Source organism: Streptomyces sp. NPDC031121 (assembly GCF_055570615.1).
This window is the reverse complement of sequence record NZ_JBVIGV010000013.1, coordinates 81,640-101,377: the sequence shown is the minus strand read 5'-3', so window position 1 is coordinate 101,377 and position 19,738 is coordinate 81,640. Positions and strand designations below refer to the sequence as shown.

16 protein-coding genes are annotated in these 19,738 nt (G+C 74.9%); 5 read left to right on the top strand and 11 right to left on the bottom strand.

Annotated elements, in window-relative coordinates; all coding sequences use genetic code 11:
* Nucleotides 1-2 precede the first annotated feature (2 nt).
* From ACZ462_RS24285 to ACZ462_RS24255, 7 genes are all read right to left on the bottom strand, one after another.
* On the bottom strand, nt 3-722 hold the full coding sequence (locus ACZ462_RS24285; RefSeq protein ID WP_467804097.1) for a GvpL/GvpF family gas vesicle protein: 720 nt from the start codon (nt 720-722) through the stop codon (nt 3-5).
* Nucleotides 719-1,165: a gas vesicle structural protein GvpA gene (locus ACZ462_RS24280; RefSeq protein WP_467804096.1), complete on the bottom strand. Its 447-nt coding sequence runs from the start codon at nt 1,163-1,165 to the stop codon at nt 719-721. The genes ACZ462_RS24285 and ACZ462_RS24280 overlap by 4 nt, the downstream gene beginning before the upstream one ends.
* A gap of 45 nt (nt 1,166-1,210) precedes the next feature.
* On the bottom strand, nt 1,211-1,522 hold the full coding sequence (gvpO, locus tag ACZ462_RS24275) for a gas vesicle protein GvpO (protein ID WP_467804095.1): 312 nt from the start codon (nt 1,520-1,522) through the stop codon (nt 1,211-1,213).
* A 141-nt stretch (nt 1,523-1,663) separates the two neighbouring features.
* Nucleotides 1,664-3,082, bottom strand: coding sequence for a GH1 family beta-glucosidase (locus ACZ462_RS24270; protein WP_467804093.1), 1,419 nt, complete (start codon nt 3,080-3,082; stop codon nt 1,664-1,666).
* 60 nt (nt 3,083-3,142) lie between these two features.
* Nucleotides 3,143-4,063: a carbohydrate ABC transporter permease gene (locus ACZ462_RS24265; protein ID WP_467804092.1), complete on the bottom strand. Its 921-nt coding sequence runs from the start codon at nt 4,061-4,063 to the stop codon at nt 3,143-3,145.
* The gene (locus ACZ462_RS24260) at nt 4,060-5,019 is read right to left on the bottom strand and encodes a carbohydrate ABC transporter permease (protein WP_467804090.1); all 960 of its coding nucleotides are present in this window, start codon (nt 5,017-5,019) and stop codon (nt 4,060-4,062) included. The genes ACZ462_RS24265 and ACZ462_RS24260 overlap by 4 nt, the downstream gene beginning before the upstream one ends.
* Before the next feature lie 120 nt (nt 5,020-5,139).
* Nucleotides 5,140-6,438: an ABC transporter substrate-binding protein gene (locus ACZ462_RS24255; RefSeq protein WP_467804089.1), complete on the bottom strand. Its 1,299-nt coding sequence runs from the start codon at nt 6,436-6,438 to the stop codon at nt 5,140-5,142.
* A gap of 276 nt (nt 6,439-6,714) precedes the next feature.
* On the opposite strand from ACZ462_RS24255, the gene ACZ462_RS24250 reads away from it, so the two are divergent.
* Complete coding sequence (locus tag ACZ462_RS24250; protein WP_467804087.1) at nt 6,715-9,501, top strand: glycosyl hydrolase; 2,787 nt, start codon at nt 6,715-6,717, stop codon at nt 9,499-9,501.
* A gap of 69 nt (nt 9,502-9,570) precedes the next feature.
* Here the strand turns inward: ACZ462_RS24250 and ACZ462_RS24245 are convergent, their stop codons facing one another.
* Both ACZ462_RS24245 and ACZ462_RS24240 read right to left on the bottom strand, forming a co-directional pair.
* Entirely contained in the window at nt 9,571-10,620 is a 1,050-nt protein-coding gene (locus tag ACZ462_RS24245) for a LacI family DNA-binding transcriptional regulator (RefSeq protein ID WP_467804086.1), read from the bottom strand.
* 114 nt (nt 10,621-10,734) lie between these two features.
* Complete coding sequence (locus ACZ462_RS24240; RefSeq protein WP_467804084.1) at nt 10,735-11,112, bottom strand: thiol-disulfide oxidoreductase DCC family protein; 378 nt, start codon at nt 11,110-11,112, stop codon at nt 10,735-10,737.
* Between the two features lie 305 nt (nt 11,113-11,417).
* Between ACZ462_RS24240 and ACZ462_RS24235 the strand changes: the two genes are divergently transcribed.
* Nucleotides 11,418-11,843 (top strand): hypothetical protein, encoded by a 426-nt coding sequence (locus tag ACZ462_RS24235; protein WP_467804083.1) that lies wholly within the window; start codon nt 11,418-11,420, stop codon nt 11,841-11,843.
* 22 nt (nt 11,844-11,865) lie between these two features.
* On the opposite strand, the gene ACZ462_RS24230 is transcribed toward ACZ462_RS24235, so the two are convergent.
* A complete protein-coding gene (locus ACZ462_RS24230) occupies nt 11,866-12,894 on the bottom strand; it encodes an SPFH domain-containing protein (RefSeq protein WP_467804081.1) in 1,029 nt (342 codons plus the stop codon).
* 3 nt (nt 12,895-12,897) lie between these two features.
* On the bottom strand, nt 12,898-13,329 hold the full coding sequence (locus ACZ462_RS24225; protein ID WP_467804079.1) for an NfeD family protein: 432 nt from the start codon (nt 13,327-13,329) through the stop codon (nt 12,898-12,900).
* Between the two features lie 409 nt (nt 13,330-13,738).
* On the opposite strand from ACZ462_RS24225, the gene ACZ462_RS24220 reads away from it, so the two are divergent.
* The 3 genes from ACZ462_RS24220 to ACZ462_RS24210 all read left to right on the top strand — a co-directional run bounded on the left by ACZ462_RS24220 (nt 13,739) and on the right by ACZ462_RS24210 (nt 19,368).
* A complete protein-coding gene (locus ACZ462_RS24220; protein ID WP_467804077.1) occupies nt 13,739-15,532 on the top strand; it encodes an N-acetylglutaminylglutamine amidotransferase in 1,794 nt (597 codons plus the stop codon).
* Nucleotides 15,533-15,583: 51 nt separating this feature from the next.
* A complete protein-coding gene (locus tag ACZ462_RS24215) occupies nt 15,584-17,821 on the top strand; it encodes a S9 family peptidase (RefSeq protein WP_467804076.1) in 2,238 nt (745 codons plus the stop codon).
* A gap of 413 nt (nt 17,822-18,234) precedes the next feature.
* Entirely contained in the window at nt 18,235-19,368 is a 1,134-nt protein-coding gene (locus tag ACZ462_RS24210; protein ID WP_467804075.1) for an ATP-binding protein, read from the top strand.
* Nucleotides 19,369-19,738 lie beyond the last annotated feature (370 nt).

Here is a 19,738-nt window from a genome sequence, read left to right as displayed (position 1 = left end):
CGTCAACCCGCTTCCGCGAAGCTGTAGGAGGGCAGCGGGCCCGTCAGCTGCACCCGCAGGTGGGCGTGCTCCTCGTGCAGCGCCCGGACCGCGGCGCGGAACTCCTCCTGCCGGTCCCGTTCCACCAGGAAGGACAGGTTGGCCAGCCAGCCGTCGCTCTCGGGCCCCCGGCGCAGGCCCGCCGCGTACGGGGTGAGCGCGGCCTCGATCAGCTCGGCGTCGGCCCGTTCCCGCCCGGCGACGGCCCGCGCCACCTGCTCGCCGAAGGCCATGCGGTCCTCGTGGGTGCCGCCGCCGGCCGCCCGGTTCGCCTCGTGCCGGGCCCGCAGGGCGGCGTCCTCGGAAAGCACCTTGTACAGGACGGCCTCCTCCTCGTGCGAGGCCTTCACGTTGAACTCGTCCTTCCCCTCCAGCGTTTCCAGCCGCTCCAGGTAGCTGCCCTCGTGCTCCTCCAGCACCGCGGCGACCGTCTCGTCGTCCGGGGAGACCCCGCCGAACCGGAGCGGCAGCACCGGCCCGCACGCCCCCGCCCGGATCACCACCCTCTGGTGCGCCAGCAGGTCGCGCCGCTTGGGCCGCAGCTCGGCGGGCGCGTCGCTGACCAGCGCGAGGAGGCGGCCGCTGCGGACGGTGCGGACGGGCAGCGCCGGTTCGCCGATGCCCTCCAGGCTGTCGGGGAGCTCCTGGGAGGCGCGGGTGATCGCGTACACGTAGGTGCTCATTCCTTCTCCTCCCCGCTGCTGCGGCTGCTGCTGCCGGACCTGCGGCCGGACCGGCTGCTCGTCTTCTTCTCCTCCGCTTCCGAACGGGCCTGCTCGAACGCGTCGGAGATGGTCCGGGCGGCCCCGCTGAGGGCCCCCTTCGCCTTGCCGCGCGCCCCGGACTCGGTCATCTCGCCGACCAGGTCGGGCAGGCCGGGGTTCTTCCGCGGCCCGGATTCCAGGTCCAGGCGGTTGCACGCCTCGGCGAACCTGAGGTAGGTGTCCACGCTGGCGACGACGACACGGACGTCGATCTTCAGGATCTCGATGCCGACCAGGGAGACGCGGACGAACGCGTCGATCACGAGGCCCCGGTCCAGGACCAGCTCCAGGACGTCGTACAGGCCGCTGGAGCCGCCGCCTCCGGAGGCGGCCGGCATGGGTTGTGCGGGGACGACTGTCATTGTTCCGGTTCCCTCTCGTGTGGGAGCGGGCGGCGGGCGGGCCGCTCAGGTGCGGTCCGCGCGCCCCCGCTCGTAGCGGCGGGTGCGCCGGTACCCCGTCAGGTCTCCGTTCGCGTCGACCTCGACGTCGTACGAGGCCAGCAGGCTCATCGTGTCGGGGATCCGGGCCAGTTCCAGGACCTCGACCGACAGGCGCCAGGAGCCGTCGTCGGTGCGGGTGCACGAGCTGACGGCCTCGGCCTCCAGGCCGAGCAGGTCCGCCAGCTGGACGGCGGCCGCGCGGATCACGCGGGCCGCGGTGAGCGGCTTGCCGTCCGCCGCGTTGTCGGATGTGCGGTTGTCGGATTTCTCGGCCATGACTTCCTCCCTGCCGCGTATGGCCGCCCGACGCACCCTCAAACTCGGCCGCCGGAAAGGGAGAGGGAGCGGAGCACGACGGAGGGGGCGGGCGGAGGGATCTCCTCCGCCCGCCCCCTTCCGGCCGGCCCCGTCAGGCCGTCAGAGCGTCAGGCCGCCCCGGGCGATGACGTCCGCGTACCAGCGGGCGCTGCTCTTCGGTGTCCGCCGCTGGGTGGGGAAGTCGACGTGGACGATCCCGAACCGCTTGCTGTACCCGTACGCCCACTCGAAGTTGTCCAGCAGCGACCACAGGAAGTAGCCGCGGACGTCGGCGCCCGCCCCGAGCGCCCGGTGCACGGCCTCCAGGTGGGCGCGCAGGTAGGCCACCCGCTCGGGGTCCTTCACCTCGCCCGAGGGGTCGGCGTAGTCCTCGTACGCCGCCCCGTTCTCCGTGATCAGCAGCGGGACGTGCGGGAGTTCGTCCCGCAGCCGCACCAGCAGCCCGTACAGGCCGCCGGGGTCGACCGGCCAGTCCATGGCCGTGCGCGGCCCGGCGACCGGGACGAAGCGGACGTGCCGTTCCGCACCGGCCCACGGTGACGGCGACGGCCCGGCGGCCGCGTCCTCGGGAGTGCGGGCGGCGACCTCGGCGGGGGAGTAGTAGTTGACGCCCAGCGAGTCGATCGGCTCGGCCGCCGCGGCGCAGTCCCCGTCCTCCACGAACGACCAGTCGGTGATGTCGGCGGTGTCGCGGACGAGGTCCTCCGGGAGGCGCCCCCGGAAGACGGGGTCGAGGAAGATCCGGTTGCCGGCGGCGTCGATGCGGCGCACCGCGTCCCGGTCCTGCGGGGTGTCGGTGCGGGGGCGCACCGCGTGCAGGTTGAGCGTCAGCGACACCTCCGCCCCCGCGGGCAGCGCGGCGCGCAGCGCCCGGACGCCGAGGCCGTGCGCCAGGTTGAGGTGGTGGGCGGCGCGCAGCGAGTCCGCGGCGCTGGTGCGGCCCGGGGCGTGCACCCCGCTGCCGTAGCCGAGGAAGGCCGTGCACCAGGGCTCGTTGAGGGTGGTCCAGGTGGCGACGCGGTCGCCGAGGGCCTCGGCCGCGAGGGCCGCGTAGTCGGCGAAGCGGTACGCGGTCTCCCGCTCGGGCCAGCCGCCCGCGTCCTCCAGGGCCTGCGGGAGGTCCCAGTGGTAGAGGGTGGCGACGGGCCGGATACCCGCCTCGCGCAGCCGGTCGGTGAGGCGCCGGTAGAAGTCCAGCCCCTTTCGGGCGGCGGGCCCCCGGCCTGCCGGCTGGATGCGCGGCCAGGCGAGGGAGAAGCGGTAGTCGGTCACGCCGAGGCTCCGCATGAGGGCGATGTCCTCGTCCACGCGGTGGTAGTGGTCGGCGGCGGTGTCGCCGGTGTCGCCGTTGTGCACCTTGCCGGGGGTCCGGCTGAAGGTGTCCCAGATGGACGGGGAGCGGCCGTCCTCGCCCGCGGCGCCCTCGATCTGGTAGGCGGCGGTGGCGGTGCCCCAGCGGAAGGCTTCGGGGAAGCGGAGCGTCGTCCCGGTGCGGGGGAGGGCGTCGAGCGCGGTCATGGCGTTTCGTCTCCCGTGAGGTGAGGAGTGGGGGTGTGCGGGGGTGGCCGGCCCTGCGGCTCAGCCCTTGACGGCGCCCTGCATGATGCCGCCGACGATCTGCCGGCCGAGCAGCCCGAAGACGAGCAGCACGGGCAGGGTGCCGAGCAGGGTGCCGGCCATGATGACGGACTGGTCGTGGACGTAGCCGCCGCCGAGCTGGCGCAGGGCGACCTGCACGGTCGGCTCGGAGGAGGAGAGGGCGACGACGGGCCAGAAGAAGTCGTTCCAGGCGGCCATGAAGGTCAGGAGGCCGAGCACGGCCATGCCGGGCCGGGCGACGGGCACGACGATCGACCAGAAGATCCGCGCGGAGGAGGCGCCGTCGACGCGGGCCGCCTCGATCAGCTCGTCCGGCAGGGACTGGGCGAGGTACTGCCGCATGAAGAACACGCCGAACGCGGAGACCAGGCCCGGCAGGATGACGGCCTGCAGCTGGTTCACCCACTGGAGTTCGGCGATCAGCATGAACAGCGGGATGACGCCCAGCTGCGGCGGGATCATCATCGTCCCGACGGTGACGGCGAGCAGCGCGCCGCGGCCGCGGAAGCGCAGCTTGGCGAACGCGAACCCGGCGAGGGTGGAGCACAGGACGGTGCCGACGGTGATCGACCCCGACACGATGAGCGAGTTCACGAGCGCCCGCCCGATGTCGGCCTCCCGTACGACCGCCTCGAAGTTGCGCGCCAGGTGCGGCCCGGGCAGCAGGGACGGCGGGACGCGGGCCAGGTCGGCGTTGGAGCGGCTGGCGGCGACGACCGTCCAGTACAGCGGGAAGGCCGAGACGAGGACGGCGAACACCAGCACCGCGTGGGTGAGCCAACCGCCGCGCATCGTCCGCCCGGCACGCGAGCGGGTGCGGCGGGCTCGGCCTACGGATCCGCCCCGGGCGGGCCGGTCGGGCCGCCGGTGGCCGACGGGCGGTTCGGCGAGCGCGGTCACCGGCCGGCCTCCTTGCGGGTGCGGCGGCGCGCGATCAGCGCGTTGGCGCCGACGAGCAGCACGATCAGCAGGAACATCACCCAGGCGACCGCGGCCGCCCGCCCCAGGTGGAAGAAGCCCCAGCCCTGCTCGTACATGTACAGGCCGAGCGTCTGGTACTGGTGGGAGATCCCGCCGGAGAGGGAGCCCTCGAACAGCAGCGGCTCCCCGAAGAGCTGCGTCGCCCCGATGGTGGAGACGACGGCCGTGAAGAGGATGGTCGGCCGCAGCCCCGGAAGGGTGACGTGGAAGAACTGCCGCCACCGGGAGGCGCCGTCCATCTCCGCGGCCTCGTACAGCTCGTGGGGGATGGACTGCATGCCGGCCAGGTAGATCAGGGCGTTGTAGCCGGTCCAGCGCCAGACGACGATGGTGGAGACGGCGGCCTGGGAGGCGACGGTGCCGGTCTGCCAGTCGACGGGGTCGATGCCGGCGAGCCCGAGCGCGTAGTTGACCAGCCCGAAGTCGCGGCCGTACAGCTGGGAGAAGACGAGAGTGGCGGCGGCCACCGACGTCGCGTACGGCAGCAGCATCGCGGTGCGGAAGAACGTGCGTCCGCGCAGCCGCTGGTTCAGCAGGTGGGCGAGGCCGAGCGCCATCGCCAGCTGGGGGACGGTCGAGAGCACGCCGATGGTGAAGGTGTTGCGCAGCGAGGTCCAGAAGAACTCGTCGGCGAACAGTGCGGTGTAGTTGCCGAGGCCGCGCCACTGCATGGCGCCGGGGTTCTGGAGGTCGACCCGGTACAGGGACACGTACGCGGTGTAGAGCAGCGGGAAGAGCCCGAACGCGGCGAACAGGCTGAAGAACGGGGCGATGTACGCGTACGGGGACGCCTTGCGCCAGACCCGCCGGGCGACGGGGGCGCGGCCGGGAGGCGTCGGCGGGGGCGCCGTCCGGGCGGGTGCGGTCAGGGTCACGATGCGGCCCTTCGGGGGAGTCGGGGCGGATGGTGCGGGCGGGCCGGGGCGGGGCGGGGCGGGCCGGGGGCGGCGCGGGGGCCGGCGTCGGCGCCGCCCCGGTCGGTCGCCGGCGTGGTCTCAGCCGATGGTGTTCCGGACGCCCTTCCGGGCGTTCCCCCAGGCCTGCTCGGGCGGCGTGCCCTTGCGCTCGACCTCGCCGAGGGCGTTGGTGATCTGCTGGGCGATGTTCTGGTCGTGGACGCCGAGCACCTGTACCGGGGCCGCCTGCGCGGCCTCGCCGAAGATCCGCCCGATCGGCGCGCCGGAGAAGTACGGGTCGGTCGCGTCGGCGATCTGCGCGATGGCGCCGGTGGCCGACGGGAAGTTGCCCTGCTTCCGGAAGAGCTTGGCCTGCTGCTCGGGTGCCGTGAGCCAGGCGATCAGCTCGTACGCCTCCTTCTTGTGCTTGGCCGCCCGCGGCACGGCGAGGTAGGAGCCGCCCCAGTTGCCGGCCCCGCCGGGCAGCCTCGCGATGTCCCACTTGCCCTTGCCGGCCTCGCCGGCCTGGCCCTTGATGTAGCCGAGCATCCACGCCGGGCAGGGGAGCGTGGCGAAGGAGCCGGCCGCGAACGCCTGGTTCCACTGCGGCGACCACTGGTCCAGCTTGGCGCTCAGCCCGCTCTGCGCCGCGGACACCGACGCGTCCCAGGCCGCCTTCAGCGCCGGGTTCCTGTCCCAGACCAGCGTGCCGGAGGCGTCGTAGTACCGCTCCTTCTGCTGGCCGATCATGACGGAGTACAGGCTGCCGACGCTGTCGATCCAGGCGCTCATCGCGGGCGCCTTCGCCTGGTACTGGCGGCCCAGCTCCAGGTACCCCTCCCAGGTGGACCACCGCTTGGCGAGCTCCTCGCGGTCGGTGGGCAGGCCGGCCTGCGCCAGGAGGTCGGTGCGGTAGCACATGGCCTCCGGGCCCACGTCGGTGCCGAGCCCGACGATCCGGCCGTCCTTCCCGGTGGCCGCCGCCCACTTCGCCTCCGGGAAGGACGGCTTGAGGCTCTCGGCGCCGTACGCCCGGAGGTCCTCGAACCGGTCGCCCTGCTGCTGGACGGCGGAGGCGATCCGGCCGACCTCGATGGCCTGGACGTCGGCGAGGCCGCCCCCGCCGGCCAGGCGGGTCTGCAGCGACTTCCAGTAGTCCGCCTCGTCCTCGGTGTCGGTCTGCTTGACGGTCACGCCCGGGTGCAGCTTCTCGTACTCGGCGTAGAGCCCGGCCTCCTCGTAGCCGAAGGACCCGAAGAGGTCCACGGTGACGGTGACCTTGCCGTCCCCGCCGCCGGCGCCCTCCGGTGAACCGCCGCAGGCGGCGAGCAGCACGGCGGCGAGGGCGGCCGCCCCCAGGCGGACGGCGGTTCTTCCGGCGGCTCGGGCGTGGGACATGGGGGCCTCCTGGGGCTCCGGGATCGGGGGGAGAACACGTCTGAGAGCGCTCTCATCAAGCGAGGGGAGCGTGCCCGCGGCGCGCACCATCCGTCAAGACTCGAAGCCGCATCGGACCGGAATGGGCATCAACTTCTGATTATGCGTGCTCCCTTGACACCCGTCTTTCGGGAGTTCTACGTTTCCGGCCAGCTGAGAGCGCTCTCTGCTACGACTCCCGGACGCGATCCCGAACCCCCTGCGTACGTCCCCGCCACGACACGAGGTGTTCCCCGCATGCCCGTCCTCCTCCCGCGCCGAGCCGCCCCGCCCGTCCTCGCCGCCGTCCTCGCGGCCGCCGGACTCGGCATCGGCCTCGGCCCGGCCGCCGCCCCCGCTGCGGCCGCCACCGTCCCGGTGGGCGCCGGAAGCTACTCCGACACCCGCCCCACGGGCACCTCCGGCCCCACCACCAACACCGGCACGCCCGTCACCCCCAAGGTCACCCCCGCGGCCCAGGGCAGACCCGTCCCCACGAACGACTGGTGGTCCTCCCTCGCCTTCCAGCGCTACGGCGACAACCCGTACTCCACCCCCATGTACGGCCACCCCCTCACCTACCAGGCGACCGCCGCCGGCCTGGACGTCGGCTACCCCACCAGCCCCGCCGTCGTCGGCGACGGCCGCCAGTACGAGTTCGCCCACAAGCGCGACCTGACCATCGGCCTCGCCGGCCTGAACTCGCCCGACGCCAAGGCCGACGCCTGGTCCGACTGGACGGTCACCCCCTACTGGTCGGACGGCGTCCGCACCCTGCGCACCACCATCGGCCACGGCAGCCCCTTCGTGTACGCCCAGGGCTCCGGCGGCGACGCCCGGATCACCACCGCGTCCGCCCCGGCCGTCTTCGCCGACCAGGGAAACGTCCTCGGGATCACCGTCGCCGGACACCACTACGCCCTCTTCGCGCCGACCGGCGCCGACTGGACCGTCTCCGGGACCGCGATCAGCGCCGCCCTCGGCGGCCGGAACTACTTCTCCGTCGCCGTCCTGCCCTCGCCGGACGCCCTGGCCGCCTACCGCAGGTACGCCTTCAGCTTCGTCACCGGCTCCCGCGTCGGCTGGAGCACCTCCGGCGGTACCGTCCGCGCCACCTACACCCTCTCCACCGAGGCCAAGGAGGGAACCGAGCGCGGCACCCTCCAGGCCCTCTACCGGCACCAGTGGCTGCACACCGCCGACCCCCTCACCCCGTACACGTACACCTCACCGCGCGGCACGATGAAGGTCCGCGAGGGTGCCTCCTTCACCACCGTCCAGAAGACGGCCCCCGTGCTCCCCGCCCTGCCGCGCACGACCGCGGCCGACACCGCCGCGCTCCGCACCCGCCTGCACGAGGCCGCGTACGCGTCCGACCCGTTCTCCGGGGCGGTGGACACCTACTGGACCGGCAAGGCGCTCGGCAGGCTGGCCCAACTCGTCCCGATCGCCGACCAGATCGGCGAGACCGCCGTCCGCGACCGGCTCCTCGGCCTCCTCAAGGGGCGCCTGCAGGACTGGTTCACCGCCGGCGGCGCGGGCGAGTTCTCCTACGACCGCACGTGGCGCACCCTGACCGGCTACCCGGCCTCCTACGGCAGCGACACCGAGCTCAACGACCACCACTTCCACTACGGCTACTACGTGTACGCGGCCGCGATCACCGCCCAGTACGACCCGGGCTGGGCCGCCGACTCCGCCTGGGGCGGCATGGTGAAGACGCTGATCCGCGACACCGCCAACCCCTCCCGCACCGACTCCGCGTTCCCGTTCCTGCGCGGCTTCGACGTGTACGCAGGCCACAGCTGGGCGTCCGGGCACCAGGGCTTCGCCGCCGGCAACAACCAGGAGTCCTCCTCCGAGTCCACCAACCTCAGCGCCGCCCTCGTGCTGTGGGGCTCGGCCACCGGCGACACCGGGCTGCGCGACCTCGGCTCCTACCTGCTGGCCACCGAGGGCGAGGCGATCGCCCAGTACTGGTTCGACGCCGACGAGCAGGTCTTCCCGGCCTCCTTCGGCCACGACACCGCCGGTATGGTCTGGGGCAGCGGCGCCGCCTACGCCACCTGGTGGACCGCCAACCCGGAGGAGATCCACGGCATCAACGTCCTCCCCGTGACCGGCGGCTCCCTCCACCTCGGCGGGCACAAGCAGGCGATCCGCCGCAACATCGCCGAGATGGAACGGGAGAACGGCGGCCCCGCCGCCGAATGGCGCGACATCCTCTGGGAGTTCCAGGCGCTCGCCGACCCGGCCGCCGCGAAGGCCAAGTGGGACGCCGGCAACGCCGGCTACACCCCGGAGGCCGGGGAGTCCAAGGCGCACACCCAGCACTGGATCACCACCCTGGACGCGCTCGGCGCCCCCGACCCGTCCGTGACCGGCGACATCCCCACCTCGGCCGTCTTCGCCCGGAACGGCACCCGCACCTACGCGGCCCACAACCACGGCTCCACCGCCCGCACCGTCACCTTCTCCGACGGGAAGACCCTCACCGTGCCGGCCCGCTCCACGGCCACCGGCACCGGAACCGGCACGGGGCCCGGCCCCGACCCCCAGCCGCCGACGGGCAACACCTTCCGGCTCCGCTCCGGCGGCGTCCTCACCACCGCGACGGGCGGCACGGCGGGCAGCGACACCATCCCGTCGGCCGGCGGCGCCAACCACGACGGCACCCCGTACCGGCCGCTCGTCTACGAGGCCAAGGGCGTGCACGGCACGCTCCGCGCGGGCGCGGCCACCGCGTTCCGGCTGCCCGTCGACGCCGGCACCGCGGTCGGCCTCGGCCAGCAGGCCCGGATCTCGTACGACCTCACCGGCGACGGCACCTTCGACCGCACGGAGACCTACCGCTACTTCGCCACCGACCCGGTCGCCGGCTGGGAGGAGTACGGCCAGGGCCGGGGCCTGAAGTCGGCCACCGGAACGCCCGGCGACCTGCGCGGCGGAACGGTCCGCCTGGAGGTGTGGAGCGCCATCGGCAACGCCGACTCCCGGTTGCAGACGGGCACCGACACGGCCGTGGTCGTCATCCCGTACGCCTGACCGACCCGGCCGTGACAGAGCGGCGGCGGGTGCGGGGTCCTCCCCGTGCCCGCCGCCGTCGTGCCACTGTCAGGCCGACGCCCGCCGCACCAGCCCCGTCGGCGTGACGACGGAGGCCGACGCCGCGTCCGCCGCACCGTCCAGCATCCGCATCAGCAGCCGGACCATCAGCCGGCCCATCCCCTCGATGTCCTGCCGCACCGTGGTCAGGGCGGGTTCCGTGGCCTGCACCACCGCGTCCATGTCGTCGAACCCCACCACCGCGACGTCTTCCGGCACCCGGATCCCGCGCTCGCGCAGGGTCCGCAGCGCCCCCGCCGCCATCAGGTCGTTCGCGGCGAACACGGCGTCCACGTCCGGCCGCCGCTCCAGCAGCTCGGCCATGGCGCGCGCCCCGCTCTCCCGCGTGAAGTCGCCCTGGCACAGCAGCGCGGGGTCGGCGTCCACCAGGACGTCCCGGTAGCCGGCGACCCGGTCGAGCGCGGACGTCTGCGTGAGCGGCCCCGCGATGTGGCCGATGCTCCGCCGCCCGAGCGACACCAGGTGCCGGACGGCCTCCCGCGCCCCGCCCCGGTTGTCGCAGTCGACGAACGGCACGGCCGGCTGCGACCCCGACACGGGGCGCCCGCCGAACACGACGGGGACCCTGCTCCGGGCGATCAGCGCCGGCAGCCGGTCGGCGGTGTGCAGGGAGAAGGCCAGCGCCCCGTCCACGTGCCCGCCGTCCAGGTAGCGCGAGATGCGCTCGTGGTCGCCGTAGCCCTCCACCCACAGCAGCACCAGCTGGGTGTCGTGGGCGGTCAGCTCCCGGCTGATCCCGCGGACCTGCTTCTCGAAGAACGGGTCGGAGAAGATCCGGAATTCGGGCTCCGCGATGATGACGGCGACCGCGCCGTGCCGCCGGGTGACCAGCGAGCGCGCGGCGTGGTTCGGCACGTAGCCCAGTTCCCGGACCGCCTCGCGGACCTTCTCCGCGAGCGGACGCCGAACGCCCGCACCGCCGTTGACGACCCGTGAGGCCGTCGCCCGGGAGACGCCGGCCCGCGCGGCGACGGCTTCCAGCGTGGGGCGGGACATCCCCGTGGTCTGCTCCGGCACGGCAGGCACTCCTGACTCCATCCGCGGCCGACGCCGCGCCGCTGTCCGACGCGGAACAGGATAGACGCCGGGCGCCCGTTCTGAGAGCGCTCCCAGTGCATCGCCCCCGTCGGGCGGCCGGCGGCGGGGGAGGCCCTACCGATCGCGCGGGACGGCGCAGGCCGCCGTCCCTCCCGGCAGCCGGTACCGGTTGGCCGCGACAAGCCGGTACACCCCGTCCGCGGCCCGCCGCACCCCGGGGAGCCCGAGCACGCCGCCGAGCACCGGCCACCCGCCGCCGGCGCTGAGCAGCGCCTTCGCGACGGCCCGGGCACCGCCGTGCACCGCCCCCGCCGGGGTCACCCACAGCACCTCGTATCGGGCGCGGTCCCGGCTCACGCCGAGGGCGCCGAGGTCCGCGAACTGCCAGGGGACGACATCGCAGCGGGGCCGCACGTACCGCTCCGTGAGCCGCGCCGAGGTCGTGCAGAAGCCGCAGTCTCCGTCGTAGACGAGCACAGGCCGGGTACGCATGGCCCCATCATGCGGCGTCCCGCCCCCGCCGGGGGCCGACCCGGCGTGCCCGGCCGGACGCGGCATCCCCGGATTCACCGCTGCCCGGTCGGGCGTGGCTGTCGCCGCCGGGGCCCGGGCCTCCTCCACGGCTCCCGTTCGTCGGGGGCTCTGCGCGGCCCGGGGCTTGCGGATGCGCGGCCGCGGCCCGGCCGCTGCCGCCGGGGTGCCGGAACGGTCTCGCGCGGTCCTGCGTCCTCCCCTGCGACGGAACCGGCCTGATCGGTTCGGCAGACCGGCGCTCCGGTGCCGGGGGAGGAGGGGCCGTGCGCGGAGGACGAGGGGCGGGCGGTTGGACGGCGGCCGTCGCGGTGGGGCTTCCGCTGGCCGCCGCCGGGATCGTCGTGGCCGTCGTCCTCGGCGGCGGGGGCTCCGCCGTGCCGAGCCCGCTGCACCAAGCGGTGGACGCCTACCTGGAGCCGGTCGGCCGCGGCGGCCCGGCACCCGCGCCCGGACCGGACGGCCGCTGCCCCGCCGGCGGCGACCCGGCGGCCTCCCTCCGCGCCCTCGCGACGGAGTTCGGGCACCGCATCGTCTCCTCCACGGAGAGCGGGGACAGCGCCGTCGTCAACGTCGACCTCTCGCCGCCCGCCGGAGACCGGATCGCGGTGGCCCTGGAGCTGCGCCGCAGCGGTGACCGCTGGGACGTCTGCTCGGCGTCCACGGGCCACGTGGAGATCGATCCGTTCTGAGCGCGGCCGCACCCGAGCGCCGCTACGGCAGCCGTCCCGCGGCGGTGTCCGCCTCCGCCGCGTCGGCCACGGCCTCCGCGGCGGCCTCCGCCGCCCGGGCGGCGTCGCTCGCGGCCCGCGTCGCCGTGTCGTCGACACCGCCCTCGGGCCGCTCCCGGGTCGCGGGCGACTGCGGGAGCACCTCCCCGAAAGCGCGGGAGACCGCTCCCAGGGCGGAGGTCACCTCGCCGGGGATCACCCAGAACGTACTGCCCGACCCCTGCGCGAGCTGGGGCAGCACCTGGAGGTACTGGTAGGCGAGGAGCTTGGGGTCCGGGTCGTTGCGGTGCACCGCCTGGAAGACCTCGTCGATCGCCCGCGACTGGCCCTCGGCCTTGAGGATCTCCGCCGTGCGGGCGCCCTCCGCGCGCAGCACCGCGGACTGCTTGTCGCCCTCCGCCGTCAGGATCTGCGCCTGCCGCTGCCCCTCGGCCGCCAGGATCGCCGCCCGCTTGTCCCGCTCCGCGCGCATCTGCTTCTGCATCGCGTCCTTGATCGTCTGCGGCGGGTCGATGGCCTTGATCTCCACGCGGTTGACGCGCAGTCCCCACTTGCCCGTCGCCTCGTCCAGCACTCCGCGGAGCTGGCTGTTGATCGTGTCTCGCGAGGTCAGGGTCTTCTCCAGGTCCATGGAGCCGACGACGTTGCGCAGGGTGGTGACGGTGAGCTGCTCGACCGCCTGGAGGAAGTTCGCGATCTCGTACGAGGCCGCCCGCGGGTCGGTGACCTGGAAGTACAGCACGCTGTCGATCTCGACGACCAGGTTGTCCTCGGTGATCACCGGCTGCGGCCGGAAGGAGACGACCTGCTCACGCAGGTCGATCACCGGGTACACGCGGTCGATGTACGGGATGACGACGTTGAGGCCGGGTTTCAGCGTCCGGTGGTAGAGGCCGAGGCGCTCCACGTTGCGCGCCCGGGCCTGGGGCACGATCCGCACGGCCCGCACCACGGTGAACACGGCGAGGGCGGCGAGGACGAGGGCGACGATCAGGGACCCCGATGCATCCATGGCTCACTCCCGGGGGTAGACGAGGGCGGTGCTGCCGCTGATCTCGATGACGTCGACGGCCGTGCCGGGAGGGATGACCAGCGTCTCGTCGTAGGCGCGCGCGGTCCACTCCTCGCCGCCGATCCGCACCCGGCCGTCCCTCCCGGACACCTCGCTGACGACGTACGCGACCCTGCCGATCAGCGCGTCGACGCCGAACCGCGCCTCCTGGGCGGGCTGGAAGCGGCGCAGCACGGTCGGGCGTACGAACACCAGGCTCAGTGCGGCGACGGCGGTGAACAGCAGGAACTGCAAGGGCACCGGCAGCCCGAGGGCGGCGGCGCCCCCGGTCACGGCGGCGGCCGCGGCCAGCAGCCCGAGCGCCGCGGTGAGGGAGAACACCTCCGCGACGGCCAGCGCGGCCGCGGCGATCAGCCAGAGCAGCCAGGGTTCCATGCGGGCCCTCCCTCCCTCGCATGCAGGCGGGCAGCATGCCGGAATTATCTGGTTATCTACCCATTGGAGTAGTGCGGGAATCCGCTGCCTCCACCGCACCGCACCGCGCCCCACCACGCCGCCGGCAACCGCCCGCGGCCCCCTCGGCTGCGGGCGGCCGGCACGCGGACGCGGGCGCCCCGGGGCATATTGGAGGAAGCGCCCAAGATCGGCCCGGGAACCGCCCCGATTGGAAACCGCCTGGTGGGGCAGGCGGCCGGGTGTACGTCGATCGCCCGTCCCGCCGGTGTTGCGGCCCGACGGGCAGCACGAGGGAGTGAACTCACATGGTGCAGGTGTTCCGGACCCCCGGAGCAGGAGCGATCACCGTGCGCCGGCCCGCCGGCGCGCCGACGCAGGGGGGTGCGGCATGTGCGGTCTGAGCGGTGAGGTGCGCTTCGACGGCCGGCGTCCGGACCTGGCGGCGGTCGAGCGGATGACCGACGAGATGTCGGATCGGGGGCCGGACGGCAGAGGCGCCTGGTCGCAGGGCGCCGTCGCCCTCGGCCACCGGAGACTGAAGATCATCGACCTGTCGGAGAGCGGCGCCCAGCCGATGACCGACCCGCACCTCGGCATCACCGCCGCCTTCAACGGCTGCATCTACAACCACCGAGAGCTGCGCCGGCGCCTGGAGGGGCTGGGCCACCGCTTCTTCTCCGGCTCCGACACCGAGGTCCTCGTCAAGGCGTACGGGCAGTGGGGGCCCGGGTGCGTGGAGTTCCTGCTGGGCATGTTCGCCTTCGCGGTCGTCGAGCACCACACCGGCCGCGTCGTGCTGGGCCGCGACCGGCTCGGCATCAAGCCCCTCTACCTGACCGAGGACGCCGACCGGCTCCGCTTCGCCTCCACCCTGCCCGCCCTGCTGGCCGGCGGCGGCGTCGACACCAGCCCCGACCCGGTCGCCCTGCGCCAGTACCTGAGCTGGCACGGCACCGTCCCCGCGCCCCGGACCGTCCTGCGGGGCGTGCGCAAGCTGCCCCAGGCCACCGTCCGCGTGATCGAGCCCGACGGCACCTCCACGGAGCACTGCTACTGGCAGCCGTCGTACACCCGCGACGCCGGACCCGGCGCCGGGCTCGGCGACGACCCGGCGGCCTGGCGGGAGGCCGTCCACGAAGCCCTCGGCCGGGCCGTGCGCCGGCGCATGGTCGCCGACGTCCCCGTGGGCGTCCTGCTCTCCGGCGGCCTCGACTCCAGCCTGATCGTCGCCCTGCTCGAGGAGCACGGCCAGAGCGGCACCGCGACCTTCGCCATGGGCTTCGAGTCCGAGAGCGGACAGGACGGCGACGAGTTCCACTACTCCGACCTGGTCGCCCGCCGGTTCGGCACCGACCACCACCAGTTCATGATCCCCTCCGACCGGCTCCCCGCCGCGCTGGAGCAGGCGATCGCCTCCATGGACGAGCCCATGGTCAGCCACGACTCCGTCGCCTTCCACCTGCTCGCCGAGCAGGTCGCCAAGGACGTCAAGGTCGTGCTCTGCGGCCAGGGCGCCGACGAGGTCTTCGCCGGCTACCACTGGTACCCGGGTATCGCCGCGGCCGCCCGGCCCGACGCCCCGGACGCCTACGCCGACGCCTACTTCGACCGCACCCACCACGGCGTCAACGACCTGCTCCACCCCGACCTGGCCACCGACCGCGACACCACGCGCGAGTACGTCGCGGCCCACATGGCCGCGCCCGGCGCGCAGACCGCCCTCGACGCCGCCCTCCGCCTCGACGTCCACGCCCTGATGGCCGACGACCCCGTCAAACGCGTCGACAACATGACCATGGCCTGGGGCTTGGAGGCACGCGTGCCGTTCCTCGACCACGAACTGGTCGAACTGTCCGCCGCCTGCCCTCCCGAGCTGAAACTCGGCCAGGGCGGCAAGGGCCTCCTCAAGGACGTCGGCCGCCGCATCCTGCCCCGCGAGGTCGTCGACCGGCCCAAGGGCTACTTCCCGGTGCCCGCCGTCCGGCACATGGCCGAACCGGTCCTCACCCGCGTCCGCGACGCGCTGACCGCCCCCGAAGCACGCCGGCGCGGTATCTTCGACCAGGGCCGCGTCGACGACATGCTCGCCGACCCCGCGCGGCACCGCACGAAACGCGGAGCCAGCACCCTGTGGCAGGTGGCTTCGCTGGAGATCTGGCTCCAGACCCACGGCATCGCCTGACATCCCACACCCAGCGGTGACAGTCCCCCGGAAGCCCTCGAAGAGGCCCGCATGCCCCTTGACCGCTCCCCGCACCGACACCGTCCCCGCACCGCCGGCGCCCCCGCACCGGACCCCGAACCGGCCATGAGCCCCGCCGCCCCCGCCCCGGTGCCTGCCGGGGCCGCCCCGGCCGTGCTCCACCTGGCCGACACCGGTACGGCGGACCCGCCGGCGGTGCTCACCGTCCACGGCTGCTGGTACCCGTCCGCCGACCCCACCGGCGACCGCGTGGCGTTCATCTGCGACCGGGCCGGCGTGCCGCAGCTGTGGAGCGGCCCCGCCAACGGCTCGGAAGCCCACGTCCTCGACGCCGACCCCGACCCCGTCACCGAGGTGTCGTGGTCGCCCGACGGCCGGTGGATCGCCTACACATCGGCGCCCGGCGGCGGCGAGCACACCCGCGTCCTGGTGGTCCGCCCGGACGGCACCGACCGGCACGTCCTCGCCGGCGCCGAGCCGGGCGCCTCCGCCCACATCGGCCGCTGGAGCCGCGACGGATCCGCCCTCGGCGTCACCGTCGCCCAGCCCGCCGGCCCCGGCGCGCACAGCGGCCCCGGCCACATGCCGCAGGACGCCGACCCGGGCTTCGCCGACGGCGCCCTCCCCGACGGCACGTACGCGGCAGCCCGCACCGGGCGCGGCGGCCAGGCGACGCTCCTCCGCCCGCCCGGCCCCCCGGCGGCCGCCCCCGCCGCGTACATCAACGGCGCACCCGCCCGCCCGGCCGGAGCCGCACCCGCGGCCCCGGACAGCGCCCTGTCCGCGTACCTGATCGACCCGGACGGCACGCACGCCCCCGTCCTCCTCCACACCGAGCCGGGAGCCGCCTCCCTCCGGGTCTGCGACATCGCCGCCGACAACCGCTTCGTCCTGCTGCGCCGCGGGCCGCGCGGCCGCCGCGAGGCCCTCCTCCTGGACCGGGCCACCGGCCGCATCCCCTTCCGCCTGCACGTCGCGGACGGCGACCCGTGGATCGGCAGGCTGTCGCCGGACTCGCGCACCCTCTGGCTGCGCAGCGACGCCGACCGCGAGTTCGCCGCCCTGCTGCGGGTCCGGCTCGCCGAGGACGGGACCGCCGAGGAGGTGTCCGTGGCAGCCGAGCGGGACGGCTCCCAGCTCGACCTGCTGAGCCTGCCGGACCACGGCCGCTGGGCCCTGCTCGCCTGGAACGCCCACGGCGCCAGCGAACTGGAGAGCGTCGGCCTCGACGGCGCCGGCCCCGCCGAAGGACCCCGCGCCGGCGACGCCGTCGGGCCGCACCACCGCTCCGAGCTGCCGCACGAGGTCGTCACCCGCATCGCGCCCGTCGCCCGCGGCGGCCTCTTCGCCGCCCTCTCCGGCTCCCGCCGCCGGCCCGGCATCTGGCAGGTCGAGGGGCTCTTCGGCCCCGTCCGCACCGGCTGGACCGCCCCCGACGAGGAGGCGGCCCCGCCCGGTCGGCCCCCCGTCCGCCCGGTGCCGCTGCGCTGCCGCGCACGGGACGGCCTCGTCCTCGGCGGCTGGTACTACCGGGCCCCCGACCGCGACCCCGGCCGGCCCGGCCCCTGCGTCGTCCACCTCCACGGCGGCCCCGAGGAGCAGGAGCGCCCCGTCTTCAACCCGCTCTACCACGAGATCCTCGGCCGCGGCATCGACGTGTTCGCCCCCGACGTCCGCGGCTCCTCCGGCTGGGGCCGCTCCTTCGTCGACGCCGACCTCGGCATCGGCCGCTTCGCCGCCATCGACGACGTCGCGGACTGCGCCGCCCACCTCGTCGCCGAGGGCCACGCCGACCCGCTGCGGCTGGCCGTGATGGGCCGCTCGTACGGCGGCTACCTCACCATGGCCTCCCTGGTGTGGCACCCCGACCTCTTCCGGACGGGCGTCGCCGTCTGCGGCATGTCGGACCTCAACACCTTCTTCGCCGGCACCGAGCCCTGGATCGCCCGTTCCGCGGCCGCCAAATACGGCCACCCCGAGCACGACCGCGAACTGCTGCGCGCCCTCTCCCCGATGAGCCGCATCGACCGGCTGCGGGCGCCCGTCCTCGCCGTCCACGGCGAACACGACACCAACGTGCCCCCGACCGAGTCCGAGCAGTTCGTCCGGGCCGCCCGCGCCCAGGGCGTCCCTGCCGAGCTGCTGACCCTCCGCAACGAGGGCCACGACTTCCTGCGGGCGGACACCCGCCGCCTCTACCGGCGGGCCGCCGCGGACTGGCTGGAGCAGTACCTCCTGCCCGACCGCACGGGCCGCCGGGGCGCCTGAGTGGTTTTCGCGCCCCGTCCTGAGTATCCGCACGGCTCCGCCCCACGGCCGCGCCGTGCGAGATCTCCTTCCGTCGCGGGCCGGGCGGCCCGGCCCGTGAAGGGGAAGGACCGGGGCATGGACTTCCGACGGGGAACCGGGCGGGCGGGACGAGGCGGCAGCGGGCGCCGGCGGCGGCTCCTGGGCGACCGCCGTGATCCTGGGCGTCGCGGCCGCCCTGGCCGGGCGGTCGCCGCCCTCTTCGACCTCGTGCGCGCCCTGATCCCGTGACCGCCCGCCGTCCCGGTCCCGCGGCCGTACCGCGTCGGCCGGGGAACGCCTTGACGGCCCATCTGCGGCGGGATCAACTGAAGTCCACGGCACCCGCCCGCGCGGCGGACGCCGGCGGGGGACCGGTCCACAGGGGGGACGGAGTGGGGCTTCAGCGTGCGCGGCGCGTCGCCGTGCAGGTCGCCGGGTTCTACCGGCTGGCGCACCTCCTGTACGCGAGCGGCGTGGTGGCGGCCGATCCCGTCGACGCCCGGGCCGCCGTCCTCCTGGCCGCCGTATGGGCCGTCTCCCTGGCGGTCTACGCGGCGGGACTGCGCCACGGCCGGATCCCCGACCGCCTGATGTGGACGGATGCGGGCGTGAACGGCTGCCTGCTCCCACTCGCGGCGGTAGCCGCCATCGGGGAGGGGCCCGCCGTGGAAGCGCACGGCTGGCTGGCGGTCCAGGCGCTCTCCGCCTCCGCGGCCGCCGTCGTGTCGCTCCGCTGGCGCGGCACCGTCCTCTGCTTCGTGCTGCTGGCGGCGACGTCGCTCGCCGTGCACGAGCTGGTGCGCCGGCCCGACACGGCCGGACTCCTGGAACACCTCAGCGCCCTCTCGGTGAGCAGCGGCCTCATGGCCGCCGGCTGGTGGTACGTCAGGCGCCAGGGGATCCTCCTGGACGACGCCCAGCAGCGGGCGCTTGCCGCCGAGGCCGCCCGCGCCCGCCAGGCCGAGCGGACCGCCCACCACGCCGCGCTGCACGACACCGTCCTCGCCACGCTCACCACCATCGCCTCCGGCGGAGTCGACGCCAACGCCCAGGCCGTACGCGACCGCTGCGCCCGCGAAGCGGCCTACCTGCGGCGGCTCGTCCAGCTCACCGACGATCCCGGGCACCTGCCCGCAGCGGGGGGCACGGCCGTCACCGCCGGCCTGGAGGAGGCCGTCCGCTCCGCCGAGGCCCTGGGACTGGTGGTGAAGGCGCAGTACCACGCGGTGCCGGAGCTCCCCGAGGAAGTGGCGGAAGCCGTCGCGGCGGCCGCCTCCGAGGCGCTGAACAACGTGCGCAGGCACGCCGGAACGGGCCTGGCCTACCTCACCGCGGCCGGACGCGCCGAGGGCCTGGAGGTCACCATCGCCGACCGCGGCACGGGTTTCGACACGGCGGACACCGCCGGCGCCGGGACGGGCCTGCGCCGCTCCGTACACGCCAGGATGGCCGCGGCCGGCGGCGCCGCCCGCGTGGACAGCCACCCCGGCGAGGGCACCCTTGTCGAACTCCGCTGGCCCGCCTGATGCGTGCGCACCGGCCGGAAGGGCGCCTGCGGCCCGCCACGTGCCAGCCGGCCTCACGTGCAAGGCCGGCGGTGGCGGCCGCCTGCGGGTCGGCCGCGCGCCGGCCGCCCCTGCCCCGTGCGGCGGCCGGTACGGCGCTTGCGGCCCCGCAGCGAGCCCGCCGCCGCGCGCCTTCCGGCCTGGCGGGTGTACGGCGCGGCTTGCCACGACGCCTGCGGGCCTGGGCGACGCGCTGCCGTCAGCCGACGCGCCGGCCGGCCGGACGGGTGCCCGGCGGCCCGTGCGCCGTCTGCGCCCGGTGCACCCCTCAACCGGGCCCCGGCCGGCCTTGCCCCGCACGGCCCGCCCGTACGGGGCCACCCGCGGCCGG